General features: G+C 62.0%; 14 protein-coding genes. 5 read left to right on the forward strand and 9 right to left on the reverse strand.

The features are described from left to right. Nucleotides 1-22: 22 nt before the first annotated feature. The 3 genes from KUV45_RS01240 (at nt 23) to KUV45_RS01250 (ending at nt 3,022) form a co-directional block, all read left to right on the forward strand. Nucleotides 23-535: a TRAP transporter small permease gene (locus KUV45_RS01240; protein WP_222162326.1), complete on the forward strand. Its 513-nt coding sequence runs from the start codon at nt 23-25 to the stop codon at nt 533-535. 15 nt (nt 536-550) lie between these two features. Further along, nucleotides 551-1,837 (forward strand): TRAP transporter large permease, encoded by a 1,287-nt coding sequence (locus KUV45_RS01245; RefSeq protein ID WP_222162325.1) that lies wholly within the window; start codon nt 551-553, stop codon nt 1,835-1,837. Nucleotides 1,838-1,957: 120 nt separating this feature from the next. After that, nucleotides 1,958-3,022, forward strand: a complete 1,065-nt coding sequence (locus KUV45_RS01250) for a DctP family TRAP transporter solute-binding subunit (RefSeq protein WP_222162324.1) — start codon at nt 1,958-1,960, stop codon at nt 3,020-3,022. 218 nt (nt 3,023-3,240) lie between these two features. On the opposite strand, the gene KUV45_RS01255 is transcribed toward KUV45_RS01250, so the two are convergent. The 4 genes from KUV45_RS01255 to dctP form a co-directional block, all read right to left on the reverse strand. Beyond that, on the reverse strand, nt 3,241-3,903 hold the full coding sequence (locus KUV45_RS01255; protein ID WP_222162323.1) for an RraA family protein: 663 nt from the start codon (nt 3,901-3,903) through the stop codon (nt 3,241-3,243). A gap of 94 nt (nt 3,904-3,997) precedes the next feature. Next, nucleotides 3,998-5,302 carry a TRAP transporter large permease subunit gene (locus KUV45_RS01260; protein WP_206942559.1) on the reverse strand — a complete coding sequence of 435 codons (1,305 nt, stop codon included), beginning with the start codon at nt 5,300-5,302 and terminating at the stop codon, nt 3,998-4,000. 3 nt (nt 5,303-5,305) lie between these two features. Then, a complete protein-coding gene (locus KUV45_RS01265; RefSeq protein WP_206941929.1) occupies nt 5,306-5,833 on the reverse strand; it encodes a TRAP transporter small permease in 528 nt (175 codons plus the stop codon). Nucleotides 5,834-5,846: 13 nt separating this feature from the next. Next, on the reverse strand, nt 5,847-6,860 hold the full coding sequence (gene dctP / locus KUV45_RS01270) for a TRAP transporter substrate-binding protein DctP (protein ID WP_206941931.1): 1,014 nt from the start codon (nt 6,858-6,860) through the stop codon (nt 5,847-5,849). Nucleotides 6,861-7,248: 388 nt separating this feature from the next. Between dctP and KUV45_RS01275 the strand changes: the two genes are divergently transcribed. Then, the gene (locus tag KUV45_RS01275; protein ID WP_222162322.1) at nt 7,249-8,256 is read left to right on the forward strand and encodes a LysR family transcriptional regulator; all 1,008 of its coding nucleotides are present in this window, start codon (nt 7,249-7,251) and stop codon (nt 8,254-8,256) included. 60 nt (nt 8,257-8,316) lie between these two features. Here the strand turns inward: KUV45_RS01275 and KUV45_RS01280 are convergent, their stop codons facing one another. The 5 genes from KUV45_RS01280 to KUV45_RS01300 all read right to left on the reverse strand — a co-directional run bounded on the left by KUV45_RS01280 (nt 8,317) and on the right by KUV45_RS01300 (nt 13,576). Beyond that, entirely contained in the window at nt 8,317-10,011 is a 1,695-nt protein-coding gene (locus KUV45_RS01280; protein ID WP_224851934.1) for a thiamine pyrophosphate-binding protein, read from the reverse strand. Nucleotides 10,012-10,075: 64 nt separating this feature from the next. Then, nucleotides 10,076-10,819: a CoA ester lyase gene (locus tag KUV45_RS01285; protein ID WP_222162320.1), complete on the reverse strand. Its 744-nt coding sequence runs from the start codon at nt 10,817-10,819 to the stop codon at nt 10,076-10,078. A gap of 5 nt (nt 10,820-10,824) precedes the next feature. Next, a complete protein-coding gene (locus KUV45_RS01290) occupies nt 10,825-12,108 on the reverse strand; it encodes a TRAP transporter large permease (protein ID WP_206941939.1) in 1,284 nt (427 codons plus the stop codon). Then, nucleotides 12,105-12,593 carry a TRAP transporter small permease gene (locus tag KUV45_RS01295; RefSeq protein WP_206941941.1) on the reverse strand — a complete coding sequence of 163 codons (489 nt, stop codon included), beginning with the start codon at nt 12,591-12,593 and terminating at the stop codon, nt 12,105-12,107. The genes KUV45_RS01290 and KUV45_RS01295 overlap by 4 nt, the downstream gene beginning before the upstream one ends. Before the next feature lie 5 nt (nt 12,594-12,598). Beyond that, a complete protein-coding gene (locus tag KUV45_RS01300) occupies nt 12,599-13,576 on the reverse strand; it encodes a DctP family TRAP transporter solute-binding subunit (RefSeq protein ID WP_206941943.1) in 978 nt (325 codons plus the stop codon). A 436-nt stretch (nt 13,577-14,012) separates the two neighbouring features. Here KUV45_RS01300 and KUV45_RS01305 point away from each other — a divergent pair, with 436 nt between their 5' ends. Continuing rightward, nucleotides 14,013-15,995, forward strand: coding sequence for a nitrate- and nitrite sensing domain-containing protein (locus tag KUV45_RS01305; RefSeq protein WP_222162319.1), 1,983 nt, complete (start codon nt 14,013-14,015; stop codon nt 15,993-15,995). The last annotated feature ends 3 nt before the right edge of the window (nt 15,996-15,998 follow it).

A 15,998-nucleotide genomic window follows, 5' to 3' on the forward strand; every position in this document is an offset into this window, starting at 1 on the left:
ACCACGATGGGAGCCGCGCATCATGTCACCACACGACAGCCTGGCGTCGAGATGGAGCCATACCCTGGACCGTTGGGTAGAACGCTGCTGCGTCATTCTACTGGCGGCGCTGGTCATCACCGTCTGGGTCGGCATCCTGGCACGCTACGTACTGCCCTGGAACCTGACCTTCACCGAGGAACTGGCGCGTTACCTGATGATCTGGGTCGCTTTACTGGCAATTTCCATCGGCATCTGTCGGCGACAACATGTCGGCATGCTGGTGCTCTTCGACCGTCTCCCCTTATCCGCCAAGCGCTTTCTCGCCCTCGCCTTTGACCTGGTCGGTATTGCCTTCTTTGCGGTGATGTTCGTCTACAGCCTGACCTACGTGGAAAGAGGGTTCAGTCAATCCACCATGATTTTCGGGGTGGCCAAGGGCTACCCCTACCTGATCATTCCGATCGCATCCGGAGTGGCCTGCCTGCAGCTCGCCCTGGCCGCCATTCGCGACCTCCAGCGCAGCGCCCCGCAACCCGCCCTGGACCGTAGCTGAGCAGGAGTCACGAACATGGTTATTGTTGCATCTGCGTTTCTGCTGCTGCTGGTGATTGGCATGCCGGTGGGTATCGTTCTAGGCGTCGCTGGGCTGATCGGTCTGATCGACATGGGCGGCGGCACCTTTCTGGCCATGGTGCCGGACAAGTTCTTCTCAGGCCTCAATCTCTTTCCCTTCCTGGCGATGCCATTCTTCATCCTGGCCGGCGAAATCATGAATCGCTCGGGACTGACCCTGAACCTGGTCAACTTCGCCCAGTCCCTGGTCGGTTGGCTGCGTGGAGGCATGGCACATTCCAACATGCTGGCCTCGGTCCTGTTCGCGGGGCTGACCGGCTCTGCCACTGCCGATGCTGCCGCTTTCGGCAACACCCTGGTGCCGGCCATGAAAAAGGCGGGCTACAGCGGTCCCTACGCCTGCGCCGTGACCGCCGCAGGATCGATCATCGGCCCCATCATTCCGCCTTCCACCCTGGCCATCATCTACGGGTCGCTGATGGGGGTCTCCATCGCAGGCCTGTTTGCTGCCGGTATCATCCCAGGACTGCTGCTGTGTCTTGTCTGCATGTGCCTGATCGCTGCCACGGCGCGTCGCCTCAACCTGCCCAAGGACCAGCAGGGCCCTAGCCTGGCGCGCATTCTCAAGGAATTTCGCCTGAGCTTGCTGGCGCTCATCCTGCCAGTGTTCATTCTGGGTGCCATCCTGACAGGCATCACCACCCCCACCGAAGCGGCTGCCCTGGCGGTGTTCTACGCCCTGTTCGTTGGCTGTGTGTGCTATCGCAACATCGGCTGGCGGGACCTCTATGACATGCTGGCCAGGACGGCACTGATTACCGGCGTCATCTTTCTGATCATCGCTTCGGCGTCGATCCTGGGCTGGTGGATGACCTTCAATCAAATTCCCCAGCTGATCGCCGACGCCTTCCTGTCAGTGTCGCAGTCACCGGTGGTCGTGGTGACCATGATCGTCGCACTGCTGCTGTTCATCGGCCTGTTCATGGACATCAACGCAGCACTTATCATTCTGGCTCCGGTACTCGCGCCACTGGCCGCCACCATCGGCCTGGAGCCGGTGCATGCCGGCATGATCATCATTTTATCGCTCACCATCTCGTTGATGACGCCTCCGGTCGGTGCCTGCCTGTTTGTCCTGGCATCCGTCACTGGAGAGCGCATCGAGTCGATCACTCGCTCGCTATGGCCCTTCATCCTGGTCGAGCTACTGGTTCTACTGGCAACCGCCTACTGGGCACCTATCAGCCTGGCGATTCCTCGCATGCTGGGGCTTGCCGACTGACCAGGCCAGCCACCTCAACCATCACGACAACAGCACAACAACAACCAAAACCACCGCAGCAACCAACGTAAAAAGCGAACGTAAAAAGCCATAGTGAATAACAACAGCAAGGAGTGACACATGTCCCTATCGACTCCCACCTTGACGCTCAAGCGCCACCTTCTCGTTGGCGCCGTGATGACGGCCACCCTGATGGCCAGTAGCACAACGCTGGCGGCCACCACCATGCGTATTGCCCACCTCAATCCGCCGGACCCTACCGCCAGTAACTCCGGTGCGATGACCGCCGTCTTCAAGCAGCTGGTAGAAACGGCTACCAATGGCGAGATCAAGGTCGAGGTCTTCCCCGCCGGCCAACTTGGCGAAGACGCCAACGTCATCAACCAGGTGGGTCAGGGCATCGTCCAGTCCACCATTTCCTCCGCCGGCGGAGTGGCAGAGCACTATCCCCGCATCGGCATCTTCGATATCCCCTTCGCCTTCCCCAATATCGCGGTGGCGACCGAAGTCATCGATCTCGAGAGTGATTTCGGTCAGGCCCTGGCAGATGACCTCGAGGCCGAGACCGACGGACTCAAGGTGCTAGGTCTGCTGGACAGCGGCGGATTCTTCCAATTCACCAATTCGCAGCGTCCCATCGAGACCACCGCAGACATGGAAGGTCTGCGCATCCGCACCATGACGCTGCCCACCCATGAGGCCATGATCAATGCACTGGGCGCGGAAGCGACGCCCCTGGCCTGGTCTGAGGTGTATACCGCACTGCAGACTGGAGTAGCCGATGGTCAGATGAACCCTATCCAGCAGACGTCGTTTGCCAACTTTGACGAAGTCCAGTCCTACCTGACGGTCAGTAACCACCTGATCACTCCCTATGTCTGGCTGATCAACGAAGACTTCTACAATGGGCTCAGCGCCGAACAGCAAACGGTCGTTGACTGGGCCGCCGATGTCGCGGTCGATGCTGGCCGTTCGATGTCACGCATTATCGAGGCCTCGGACAACGGACTGCCCAAGCTGGCCGAGGGAATGGAAGTGAACGCCATCACCCCAGAAGCCCGCCAGGCCTTTGTCGAGATGGCTCAGCCAGCGGTGCGTCAGGTCATCGCCGAACGCTACGGCAGCGAGGGCGAAGCGCTGCTGGCAAGCATGCTCGATGCCATCGACAGCGCCAGCACGCCCTGACCACGACAGCGGCGAGTCAGCCTCTCGCCGCAAAAAGCCTTCAGGCCGCCTCCTGACGGAAGCGGCCTGAAGGGTCTAGACGCCGTGCTTTCTCTTCCTGCTTATGTTCCTGGCTATTTTCCTGGCTATGTTCCTGTCTATATTCCTACCCGTGTTCCTGGCTGTGTTGGTGCCGATTTCATCGACCACGCTACAGCGCTAGCTGGCGTTGTAGCGCATCACACCGTGGCGGCATTCACCAGGGCAGAAGCACCGCTGATATCTGGCAGGCACTCGCCAGCGGCCAGACGTTCCAGGATGATCTCTTCCTGCCGCTGTAACTCCAGGGTGTGATCGATCACTGCATCGACCTCCGAGGGGGGGATGACCACCACGCCATTCTCGTCGGCCAGTACCACATCTCCCGCTGACACCACTACACCGCCGACGCTGACCGGCAGATTCATCGCGCCGCCCTGGTTGGCAAGCTTGGTGGTCAACGACGAGACACCGCGACTCCACACCGGAAAGCGCTTGGCCCTTATGGTCGCAAGGTCCGTGGCGGTGCCATCGATGATCACCCCGGCCAGTCCCAGACGAGAGCCAACCTCGGTCAGTACGCCACCCCAGCAGGCGTGATGTCGGTCGCCCTGACGGTCAATCACCAGGACGTCTCCCGGGCGCAGCAGACGCATCGCATGGTTGAGCAGGGTGCCATCCCCTGGTGGCAGTGACAGGGTGACGGCCACGCCGGCAACACGCACCTCATCAAGCTGACAGCGTATCTCGGGATCGATAAAGCCGCTCTCGCGGAAATGGCCGATGGTGGCGGTCTCGCACATCAGCAGGCGCGCGTGACGGGCTGCCTCCAGTGGGGCAGGAAGATCAGCAATGGTGTACATGTAACTCCCGTAATGCCATTACGTAACTAGCACGATAACGGCTTGCAATGATGATTGAGGACCGCTGAGGCCGGTTGAGTAGGTAACGCCAGGATCAGATCAAGCTAGGCAGCCAGGTGATCAACGCCGGCACCCAATAGAGCAGCAACATGCCCAGCAGGAAGCACAGCACGATGGGCCAGGCAGCAGCATAGATGGTCGGCATCGACACCGACGGCGCCCCGCCCTTGACCGCAAACAGGTTGTAGCCAAAGGGAGGTGTCAGGCTGCCCACCGCCAGATTGATCAAGAACAGCGTCCAGAACCATACCGGATCGAAGCCATAGGCCTTGACCAGCGGTGCATAGATGGGAATCACCACCATCATGAAGGCGATCTGGTCGATGAACATGCAGGCGATCAACGGGATCAGCATCAACAGCAGCAGCATCAGTCCGGCATTCAGGTCCATGGCGGTCGCCGCGGCGACGAGTCCCGAGGTTGCCCCGGTAAAGGACAAAAGCTGACTGAACAGCTTGGAGCAGGCCAGGATCGTGATGATCATGGCGCTGATGGACAACGACGACAGCAACGCCTGGCCTGCCATCTTGAGGCTGAACTTGCGGTAGTAGATGGCCACCACAATGGCACCGAGCACCCCCGTGGCAGCGGACTCAGAAGGTGTCGCCACCCCCAGCATCATCAGCCCCAGCACCGAGAAGATGATGATCGAGAACGGCGCCATGTTGGCCAGGGCACGCCCTCGCTGTCGCCAGTTACCGCCACCGGAGTCATCCACCGCGGGGGCCCGCGACGGGTCCAGCAGCATGCGCACGACCACATAGGTGACGAACAGCCCGGCCAGCAGCATCCCCGGGATGATGCCGGCGATCAGCAGACGCGCGATGGACACATCGACCATGGAGCCAATGATGATGACCAGCAGGCTCGGCGGAATGATCGGTGCAAGGCCGGCCCCTCCTAGTATCAGGCCGATCGACAGGCGGTCGTCATAGCCGCGCTGCTGCATCGTCGGCAGCGCTGAACGGCTGAGCATGGCCGTCACCGCCAGGGCCGACCCCGACAGGGCACCAAACAAGGTGGACAGTGCCACGACAAAGAAATAGAGACGTCCCTTGATGCGCCCCATCAGGGTGTCCAGCGAGTCAAAGATGACGTCTATGGAGCCTGAACGAAACAGCAGCTCCCCCATCAGCACAAACAGTGCGATGGTCGTCAGCGTCTCCGAGGTGACGGTGTCGTAGACACTGTTGGCGAACATGCCGAAGCCGGCGCTGCCCATCAGCCAGAACGTGCCGGCCACATTGATCGCCAGAAACGCCACGAAGACCGGCACGCCCAAGGCAAACAATCCCATCAGCAGGGCGATGGCCACGCCCAGGGTCACATACCACTCCATCACCTAGCTCTCCTGCTGTGGGCTGTCGCCGTGGGTGTCGCTGGGCCACTCGACGGTGGCGGGAAACACCGCGCGTCGCAGAAAATGCAGCGCCGTGTTGGTGAAGCCGTAGCCGATAAAGCTCGATACCCAGACCTTGGGGATGTCGAGCCCCATGGCCGTGGTGGTGCCACTCGCCAGCTGGCGGGCGCTTTCGCTGATCAGCATCCACGCCGCCAGTCCACAGACCGCAGCGGTCAGCAGCGCCGTCACGCGCTCGAAGCCCTGCTGGCGCGCCGCCGGCAAGCTGTCCTGAACGACGCTGATCGCGATATGACCGCGAGTGCGAGCTAGCTCAGGCATGGCCAGGCTGGCGGAAAGACACAGGCAGTAGGCGACGATGGAACTCGACCACAGGGTCGGAGCATTGAAAAAGTAGCGGGCCACCACTTCGATCCAGAAGCACACGACGATGCCACACAAGGTGGCACCGCCGAGGTAAAAGCCGAATCGCGTGAGGCCATCGTGCCAACGGGCAAGGGTAGCCAGCATGGGTGCCATCCGCTTAGGGGGTCATGTCGTTGCTTTCAGCGATCTCACGCATCTTGGCGACCGCTTCGGGGGACTTGTCGAGTCCGAGCTGCCAGATGCCTTCGGTCACCAGGGCGTCGAGCCGCTCGGCGTCTTCCGGCGCAAACTCGGTTTCCTGCATGCCCAGCTCCTTCAGGCGCTCCCACTCTTCCACGGCCAGCTGGTCGAGGATTCCGGCGATCTCAGCCTCGAGCGCTTCGCCCTGGGCCAGCAGCACGCTTTGCTCAGCGTCGTCGAGTCCGTTGAAGGTATCGAGGTTCATCAGCAGGTAGGTGTAGGTCTGGCCGAAGGTCGGCTTGGAGAAATACCCCGCCACTTCATGCCAGCCCAGGTCCTCGACGCCGTTGAGACCCCAGGCAGCACCGTCGATGACGTTACGGTCCAGGGAGGAATAGACGTCACCACTGGACATCAGTACCGGGGTGCCCCCCAGGCCCTGGGTCACGTTGGTGTAGGTGGGGCTGCCGCGCAGGCGTCGCCCTTCCAGGCCCGGCGTGCCATCGATGGGATCCTTGAGGATGTACTGGAAGCCACTGGAGCCCAGCGGGGGAATGGCCAGCAGCTTCAGGCCCAGCGCGTTGTATTCGCTGTCGATAAAGTCCCACAGGCCGGATTCACGAGTCTTGGCAGGGTCGACGAAGACACCGTCCATGGCGGCACCGACGCCAGTGGTGTTCGTGTGGTAGGCGCCATGGGTGTAGAGCAGGTCGAACACCCCTGCCGAGACCGGCTGCAGCTGCTCGAAGGGCGGCACCACATCGGGTCCATTGAGGGCAATGTTGACGTCGCCATCGCTGGCGCTCTGGACCTTGTCGATGTAGCGCTGGGCGACTTCACGGGTGTAGGCCGACGTCAGATCATAGCTCGACAGCATACGCAGGTCGGTCGCCTCGGCAGGCGTCGAAACGGCGGACAGGGTCAGGCTTGAAAGCGACAGCGCTGACACGGTCAGCAGAGAGCGGGAGAGTCGGGACAGGGAGCGATTCATGGGTTTCCTCGCGATTATGGTTGTTATCATCCGTGGCCGAGGCGGGAGGTGCCTGGCAAAAGGTTCCTGGATACCTTTTCAATCTAGTCAGGGCACGACGCCAGGGTCAACGACTATCAGGCCACGGAGTTTTTCGATTTTTAATACTTAGAATTTATGTGATTTATGCAAAAAAATACACACATAAACTCGCTAGAAGTAACGGCGCATTTTAAGCTGAGCCACAGCGGAAAAATCACCAAAAAGGTGCAACCGATGCGCCAGGGCGTCATGCCACGCCTGGTGTCCGTGCCCTCGGCATCGCTCACAACAGCAACAACAGCGATGCCAGCAGCGATGACAAGCCCAATATCAACAACAACGCCCACCATAGCGAAAGGAGCCAGCGATGCGGCCGATTCACGATACTCTGGACTGGAATCTGCTACGTACCTTCATCGTCATCGTGCAGGAAGAAAGCGTCAGCAAGGCCGCCGTGCGCCTGTATCTGTCGCAGCCGGCGGTCAGCCTGTCGCTGAAACGCCTGGAGGAGCGGCTCGGGCAAAAGCTGATCGAGCGCGACAGCCATCGCTTTCGGGTGACCCAGGCGGGCCAGCTGGTCTATCGCGAGGCGGTGGATATCTACGCCAACGTAGCGCGCCTGGCGGCCTCGGTGGGAGAGGCGGATCCCGAGGTCGCCGGCCACGTCTCACTGGCGTTTATCACCGGCATTCAATGTCGCTTTCTCGACAGCGTGCTGGCCGCCTTCCATCGTCGCTATCCGCAGATCACCTTCGAGATCGAGGACATGTCCAGTCAGGAGGTGCAGCATGTGCTGTCCCAGCGCCAGAGCGCCCTGGGCATCTGTCTGGCCCAGGGCTGCCCGGATAATCTCGACAGCCAGATTCTGGCCCGTCAGCGCTATCGCCTGTTCTGTGGCCGCAGCCATCGGCTGTTCGGCAGGGACAACCTGCCGATGGACGAACTTCAGCGTGAGGCCTACGTGTCCTTCGGTAGCGAACAGCTCGACGGAGTGCTGTCGCCGCTGGCCGTGTTTCGCGCCCAGCACGGTCTCAAGGGCCCGGTGGTAGGCCAGTCCAGTCGCCTGCAGGAGATCGAACGCATGGTCATGGCGGGATGGGGCATCGGCTGTCTGCCGGAACACCTGGTCGCCCGAGAGGTCGCGGACGGCGACCTGTGGCCATTGCCGCCCTACGCCGGCGTGGCCGACATCGACCTGCACGTGATGTGGCATCGTGAAGGTCGCGCCAGTGTTGCCGAGACGACCTTCATCGAGTTCTTTCAGACCTGCATGGCCAAGGTGCCGATGGAAGCTCGGCTGACGACCGGTATCGACATGGCCGATGCCGCTTTGACTCCGCTCGCCGCCTCGCTCAGCCCCGACGACCCAGGCTAGCCACCTGCGCGATAAGCGGGGCGATAAGCGGGGCGATAAGCAGGGCTATAAGCAGGGCTATCACCGGCTCAGGGCCGCCTCGCGAATCGCGCTTAGACGTTTACCGGGGGCGATGCCGTCGGTTTCGTAGCGCAGCTCGATCAGGGCTGGGCGCCGCTCACGCTCGGCGTAGGCCAAAGCACGCTCAAAGGCGCCGTCGAAGTCCTCGTCACGGTCAACGACTTCGCCCAGGCCACCGTAGGACTCCACCAGGGTGGTAAACGCCGGGTTGGTAAAGGTCAGCGCAATCTCACGTCCCGGAAAGTCATTTTCCTGATGGGCGCGAATGGTGCCCCACATGCCGTTGTTGAACACCAACACCACGATACCCACGCCATACTGCAGTGCGACCCCCAGCTCCTGCAGGTTCATCTGGAAGCAGCCGTCCCCGGCGAAGCACACGGCAGGACGATCAGGGTATTCAAGCTTGTATGAGATCGCGGCCGGCAGCCCATAGCCCATTGACCCTACGGTCGGCGCCAGCGAACTGCCGAGGCCGGAAAAGCGCACGTAGCGGTGGGCATAAAGCGCGTAGTTGCCTGCCCCCACCGTGACGCAGCCCTGTCCCTGCAGCCGACGGTCCACGCTGCAAGCGACACGGTCGAGGCTCAGCGGTCCCGGCGCGGGCTGCGGCTCAAGGGTTGCCAGATAATCGGCACGGGCGGCACGGGTCTGCTCGGCCCAACGTGGCGGCGCATCAGGGGCCAGCACGTCCAGGCCGCTGGCAAATCCGACCACGTCAGCGTTGATCGCGAGGTCAGCATGATAGACCCGGCCCAACTCCTCCGGGTCCGGATAGACATGTACCAGCGTCTGGCGAGGACTCGGCGACTGAATCCAGGAGTAGCCTTCGCTGGTCGCCTCCCCCATGCGAGTGCCGACAGCGATCAGCAGGTCGCTGTGTTTCAGGCGCTCGCGCAGGGCGTCGTCCATGGCAAAGCCGACATGTCCGGCGAACCGTTCATCGTGCTGGTCATAGCATTCCAGCCGGCGCCAGGCGACACCCACCGGCAAGTCGAAGCGCTCGGCAAAGGCGACCATTTGCGCCTGGGCCTCGCTCGTCCAGCCGCTGCCGCCAATCAACAGGAAAGGACGCTCGGCCTCGGCCAGGCGTGCCTTCAGTTCAGCCAACTGATCGCGTGAGGGATAGCTATGCAAGGCTGCCATGGGCCGGGCGTCAGCAACCTCCGCTTCGCCCCACAGGGTGTCTTCGGGCAGCGCCAGCACCACCGGCCCCGGTCGACCGCTGGTGGCCACGCGGTAGGCACGGGCAATGTACTCGGGGATGCGATCAGTGGCATCAATCTGCGCCACCCACTTGGCCATGGGGCCAAACATGCGACGGTAGTCGATCTCCTGGAAGGCCTCGCGCTCCACGAAATCGTTCCCCACCTGGCCGACGAACAGAATCATCGGCGTGGAGTCCTGGTAAGCGGTATGCACGCCGATGGACGCATTGGTGGCTCCGGGTCCTCGTGTGACGAAGCAGATGCCGGGCTCGTTGGTCAGCTTGCCGTAGGCCTCGGCCATATAGGCCGCGCCGCTTTCCTGTCGGCAGACGATGGGGTCGATGGCACCACGGTGCTCGTTCAAGGCATCAATGCACGGTAGATAGCTTTCACCAGGCACCAGAAAGACTCGGCGCGCGCCGTGTAACCGCAGTTGATCCATCAGGATCTGACCACCGTTGCGGCGTGGTTGAGAGGCAGAAGTCACGGCAGTTGTCGCTGGCTGGCTCATGTCAGAGTTCTCGATATCGTTGTTGGTATGAAAAGGCAATTCAGGCGTCACCGAGGACGCGATGAACGGTGGCCACCTGGTCTGGCAGCACCACACAGCGCGCGCGAATGCCACGGGACCTGGCCCAGGCCAGGTCGTCGTCGATGCCCTGCGGATAGGGCCAAGGGCCATCGATGGCCAGGCACTGGGCCTCGGCACAGGCGGCGAAGAAGCGCTCGCGCCAGGGGGCCAGCACCTGGACGCGGTGACTCACGTCGGCGTCGGCGGCCACCCCCAGATCCCGAGACAGGTCGCCGGTACCCAGCAGCGCCGCCGTGACTCTTGGGCTGGCCTTGAGGATGTGCTGGGCGGTTTGCACGCCAACGCGGCTCTCCAATGTCGGAATCAGCGCCGTCGACCCCTGCTCCAGGCGGCCGCGGCGCTCTTCCCGTGCCATGGCCATCGCCAGCAGCACGACGTCCATGGACGACTCGACCTGGGGCAGGAAGATGGCGGCCGGCAGCCCACGCATCAGCACCGCCAGTTCGCCATCACCGCCTTGCGCCAGCGGGTTGATGCGCGCCATGGGCAGGCGCCCCCGCTGACGGCAACGCTCGGCAAAGGACGCAAAGTCGATGCAGGCACGGGAACGCTGCGGCGCGGGGGTGAACTCCTCCAGGTCGACAATGATCGCCTCGGCGCCACTTGCCAGCGCCTCTTCCAGACGCTGCGGGTCATGTCCTGGCACGAACAGCCAGCTACGGCAGGCGCTGAGAGGAGCGCTGATCGACGTCGTGGCACTCATGACGGTCACTCCATCAAGTTGGGCAGGAACAGGACGATGTCCGGCACAAAGGTGATCAGCAGCAACACCGCCACCATGGCCCCCAGCATCAGTCCCAGATAGCGCAGCGACTCCATGACGCTGATACCGGCAATACGGCAGGCTGCCATCAGATCGACACCCAGTGGCGGAGTATTCGCACCAATCGCCAAATTCACCGTCAGCAGCACCCCGAAGTGGACCGGGTCAATGCCATACTGACCGAGCAGCGGCATCACGATAGGGGTGACAATGATGATGATCGCGATGCTCTCCATGAAGGAGCCGAGCACCAGCAACACGGCGGTCAGCAGCAGCAATACGCCGTAGCGGCTGTCGGTGATGTCACCAATCAGCGCGGCGATGGCCTGGGGCACCTGCTCGTAGGTCAAACCCCAGGCAAACATGCCGGCCGCCCCGATGATGATCAGGATCGCCCCGGAGGTCTCGGCGGTGGCGATGACACTGTCGACGATGTCCTTGAGACTCAGGCTGCGGTAGATCAGGGTGCCGACGATCAGCGCGTAGACAATGGCCGAGGCAGCCGCCTCGGTAGGCGTGAAGACGCCAAACCGAATGCCTCCGATAATCAGCACAGGTACCAGCAGGGCCGGCAAGGCGGCAATGAATGCCCGGCGACGCTCGCCTGGCTCGGGCCGGGTGCCGCCGCTCCAGCCGTTGCGCCGAGAGACGTAGATGGCCACGCCTACCAGGGCCAGGGTCAGCAGTAGTCCGGGGATCACGCCGCCCATGAACAGTTTGCCGACGGAGGTGTTGGAGGTCGTACCGTAGACAATCATGACGATGCTGGGCGGTATGACCGTACCGATGGAGCTGGCAGTACCGACCAGGGCACTGCTGAAGCCACGGTGATAGCCGCTGCGCTGCATCGCCGGCAGCAGCATGCTGCCGATGGCAATGACGTCAGCCACGCCGGAGCCAGACAGCGCACCGAACATCATGCACGCCAGCACCGCCACTACCGCCAGCCCGCCCTTGATGTCGCCCACCAGGGCCATGCACAGGCGCACCAGGCGCTGGGTCAGACCGGCATGGTTCATCAGCTGGGCGGCCAGCACGAACAGCGGAATGGCGAGCAGGGTGAAGCTTTCCATGCCGGCCACGAACTGCTGGGCCGATACCATCATTGGCGCGGCACCGAACATCAGCAGGTACGACAGCACCGCCAGGATCAGGCCGAAGGCAATCGGAATGTCGATCAGGATGGCCAGGGCGAAAACGCCCACCAGGGTCAGGGCTCCCAGGGTCATGATGCACGCTCCTCAGTCACCGGCGCTGGGGCCAGTACGTGGCCACACTGCATCAACGCCATCGCCCCACAGCAGACCGGGACCGACAGGTAGACCAGCCCGGCCGGCAGCTGCAGCGCGGTGGTGGTCTGGGACATGGTCAACCAGGCCAGGTCCCACCCGGCCTTGGCCAGTATCAGCAGCATGACCAACAGCAACAGGTCGGTCATGCGCGTGATCACGCGGCGTAGTGAAGGGGCAGTGACCAACAGCGGCAGCAGACCGGCATTCAGATGGCTGCGCTTGTGGGTACAGGCGATTCCGGCCAGCAAAGCCGTCCAGACCAGTACCAGCTGGGGCAGCTCTTCTGCCCAGTGTGGCGGTGCCCCTACCACCCAGCGCATGAACACCGAGTAGGCCACCAGTGCCGCCAGCATGGCGGCACCGATACCGGCAAGCGCCAGGCTCAGGCGCGAGACGAAACGAGCGAGGGTCGCGAGTCCCATGGGGCTCACTGACCTTCACGATAGCGCTTGACCAGACCCATCAGCTCGCTGCCGAACACGTCTTCGTAGTCTGACCAGACACCCTGTACCGCCGCATTGAAAGGCGCGGTATCGACCTGGTTGACGCTCATGCCTTCTGCTTCGAGCTCGGCCACCAGGCGCGAGTCATCTTCCTGGGTCATGCGACGCTGCTCATCCCGCCACTGGTTCGCCAGCGTCTGGACGACCGTCTGATCCTCCTCGGATAGTCGCTGCCATACCGTATTGGCAACGGTCAGGCAGGCGGGCGCCCAGACATGTCCGGTCAACGAGACATAGTCCTGCACCTCGAAGAACGACGAGGAGTGGATGATGGACAGCGGATTCTCCTGAGCGTCGAACACGCCTTGCTGGAGTGCCGAGTAGAGCTCACCAAAGGACAGGGGAGCGGGGCTCGCGCCAAGGGCGGTGAAGGTGTCCAGGCGCATCTTGTCCGGAGTCACCCGAATCTTGAGGCCGGCCAGGTCCTCGGGCGTTTCCACCGGAGCGCGGTTGTTGGTGACGTGGCGGAAACCGTTTTCCCACCAGGACAGAATCTTCATGTTGTAACCCGCGGCGATCTCTTCCAGCGCGCTACCCAGGTCACCGTCGTAGGCGGCATAGGCGTCTTCGCGGTCCGCCCAGGAATAGGGCAGCTCGACGATGCCAAAGCGTGCATCAAGCGGCTGGAAGGAGCCGCACCCGATGACTCCCGCCGGAACGCTGCCAATCTGCATGCCTTCCACCATGGTCTTCTCGTTGCCGAGCTGGCCACTGGGAAAGACCTGGAAATTGACGCGCCCTTCGGTCGCCTCGCGCACGTCGTCGGCGAAGCCTTCCGCGGCGATATGCCAGCTATGGGTGGGTGCCAGCACGTGGCCCAGCTTGATATCGAGAGCGTGAGCGGAAGAAGACAGTCCGGCAAAGGCGCCAAGCGCCAGCACACCAAGTGTTCTTGAGTTCATGAGTCTGCCCGAGTGATGTTGTGATTGTGGGAAACGGGACCAGCAGGACGCAGGCCTACCGGCATCACAAGAGAGTCGGACAGGGGGATGTATAAGACAATTTTCGAGATTTTATTCTTTGAATAAGCATGGCTTATTCAAGACCGTCACTGCATGTCGGCCACCCGCTGCTCCACGGCCAGGACAACGCGCTGCGACACGGCGACGACTAACGCTACCGGTGAAGAAAACGCACTACCTCTTCGGTGTAAAAAGCCCGTTCCGGTGACTCAGATCATCCCCCCCAGCGGCAATGGCACAAGCTCCTCAACCTTGCTTCATCACAGGTCGATAACCCTCGCATCACCGCTACTCGCAGCCGTCATGGGGGAAGTGAGCACTCGCCCCTTCCTCCCTGCGGCAGGCGATAGCACTCTTTCATCGCGAGCCCGTACCCATGACACCACTTCTCAATCGCCTGAGCATGGGAGGTAAATTCCTCCTCGTGCTGTCTATCCCCTTGTTGGCCATCACATGGATCACCATCACGACGGTCATCGACCGCATGGCAGTCGTTGCCGAGATGGAGGATCTGCAGGAGATGGCCACTCTCAGCAGATATGCGGGCAACCTGGTGCATCAGCTTCAGCGTGAGCGGGGCATGACCGCTGCGTTTGTCAGCAGCCATGGCGTCAACTACCGCACGGAGCTGCCTGGACAGCGGCAGGCAACCAGCGCCGAAGCGGAAGCCTTTAACGACCATGTCGCTGCGATCGACTTTTCTCAGCACGACGCCAGGGTTGAGGCGCAGGTCAAGCATGCACTGGGCCTGCTCCAGGAGACGGACCAGCTGCGCCAGCGCGCCGACAACCTCGCGGCAAGTGCCGAGGGCGTCACGGATGCTTACAGCGCGATCAACGAGGCGCTGATCGACATCGTCGCCAAGGAGACCTTCGGCATTGATCAGGGAGACGTCTCGCGGCAATTGACCGCCTACTACGATCTGCTGAACATCAAGGAGCTTGCCGGGATCGAGCGTGCGGTGCTGGCCGCTGCCTTCAGCGCCGACTCCATGTCGACCAGCATGTTCAGAAAGCTCCTCGCGCTGATCGTGAAATCCGACGTCCACAGGAAGAACTTCCTTGAGCTGTCGCCCCAGAACAGCCAGCTCGCGCTGCAGGAGTTACTCAACAGTCCTCTGGGCACAGAGCTCGCCACCATGCGCGAGGTGGTCTTCGACAAGTCGACAAGTGGTGGCTTCGGTATCGATCCCCACACCTGGTTCGACGCCCAGACAGCCTTTATCGATGGCTTGAAAGACGTTGCCATGAATACCGAGCAGACGCTCTACGAGACGACCGAACACCTTCAGCAACAAGCCCTCGAGCAACTGATCTACCAGGGGCTTGTCATGCTGGCGGTGGTGATCATCACCCTGAGCTTCTCGCTCATCACGGCACGCAGCGTGGTGCGGCCACTGTCGGCTGCGGTGGCGGAGATCAGCAAGCAGAAAGATGATCTGACCAAGCGCCTGGAGGTGGCTGGCGCCGATGAACTGTCGACACTGTATCGGGCCTTCAACGGCGCCTTGAGCAACATGGCGAGCCTGGTGATCAACCTGAAGCGCGGTTCCAGTGCCGTCGAGGCGGTGAGTGGCGAGATTGCCCGGGACAATCAGGACCTGGCCAGCAGAACGGAACAGCAGGCCGCCTCACTGGTCGAGACCGCTTCCAGCATGGAACAGATCACGGCGACCGTGAAACAGACCTCGGACTCCGCTCAGCAGGCCCAGGCAATGACCCGAGAGGTGGCCAGTAGAGCCAGTAACGTCAGCCACAATGCCGCCCAGACCCGTGAGGCCATGGCAGACATACGTGACGCCAACAAGGAGGTCACCAAGATCGTCGAAGCGATAGACGATATTGCCTTCCAGACCAACATCCTTGCCCTTAACGCCTCTGTCGAAGCGGCACGTGCCGGTGATCAAGGACGAGGATTTTCCGTGGTGGCCTCGGAGGTCCGAAAGCTCGCCAGTCGTTGTGCCGAAGAGGCCACCCTCATCCGCCAGTTGATCAACACGAACACGCAGCGAGTCGATCGGGGGGAGCAGCTGGTGGTGTCTACCAGCGAGGCCCTGGACACCATTTCGGAGCATGCCCAACGCACGGCGACGCTGGTCTCCGAGATCTCTATCGCCGCTAGCGAGCAGTCTCTGGGCATTGAGCAGGTCAACCAGGCACTGGCACAGCTGGAAGACGTGACCCAGCACAACGCCAACCTGGTGGTAAGGGTGGCGGCGGCAGGCCAGGCGCTGGATCAACGCGCCCGTGAGATGGCCGCACTGGTGGGGCGCTTCAAGGTAGACGACTCGGCCAGCCATCCGAGGACGGACAACGCCTCCCCGCTGGCAGATGCGTCGTCTTCGTCACTACAAACATGACCT

Origin of the sequence: Halomonas sp. DP3Y7-2, from assembly GCF_019800795.1 — a bacterium.
Classification (GTDB): Bacteria; Pseudomonadota; Gammaproteobacteria; order Pseudomonadales; family Halomonadaceae; genus Halomonas; species Halomonas litopenaei_A.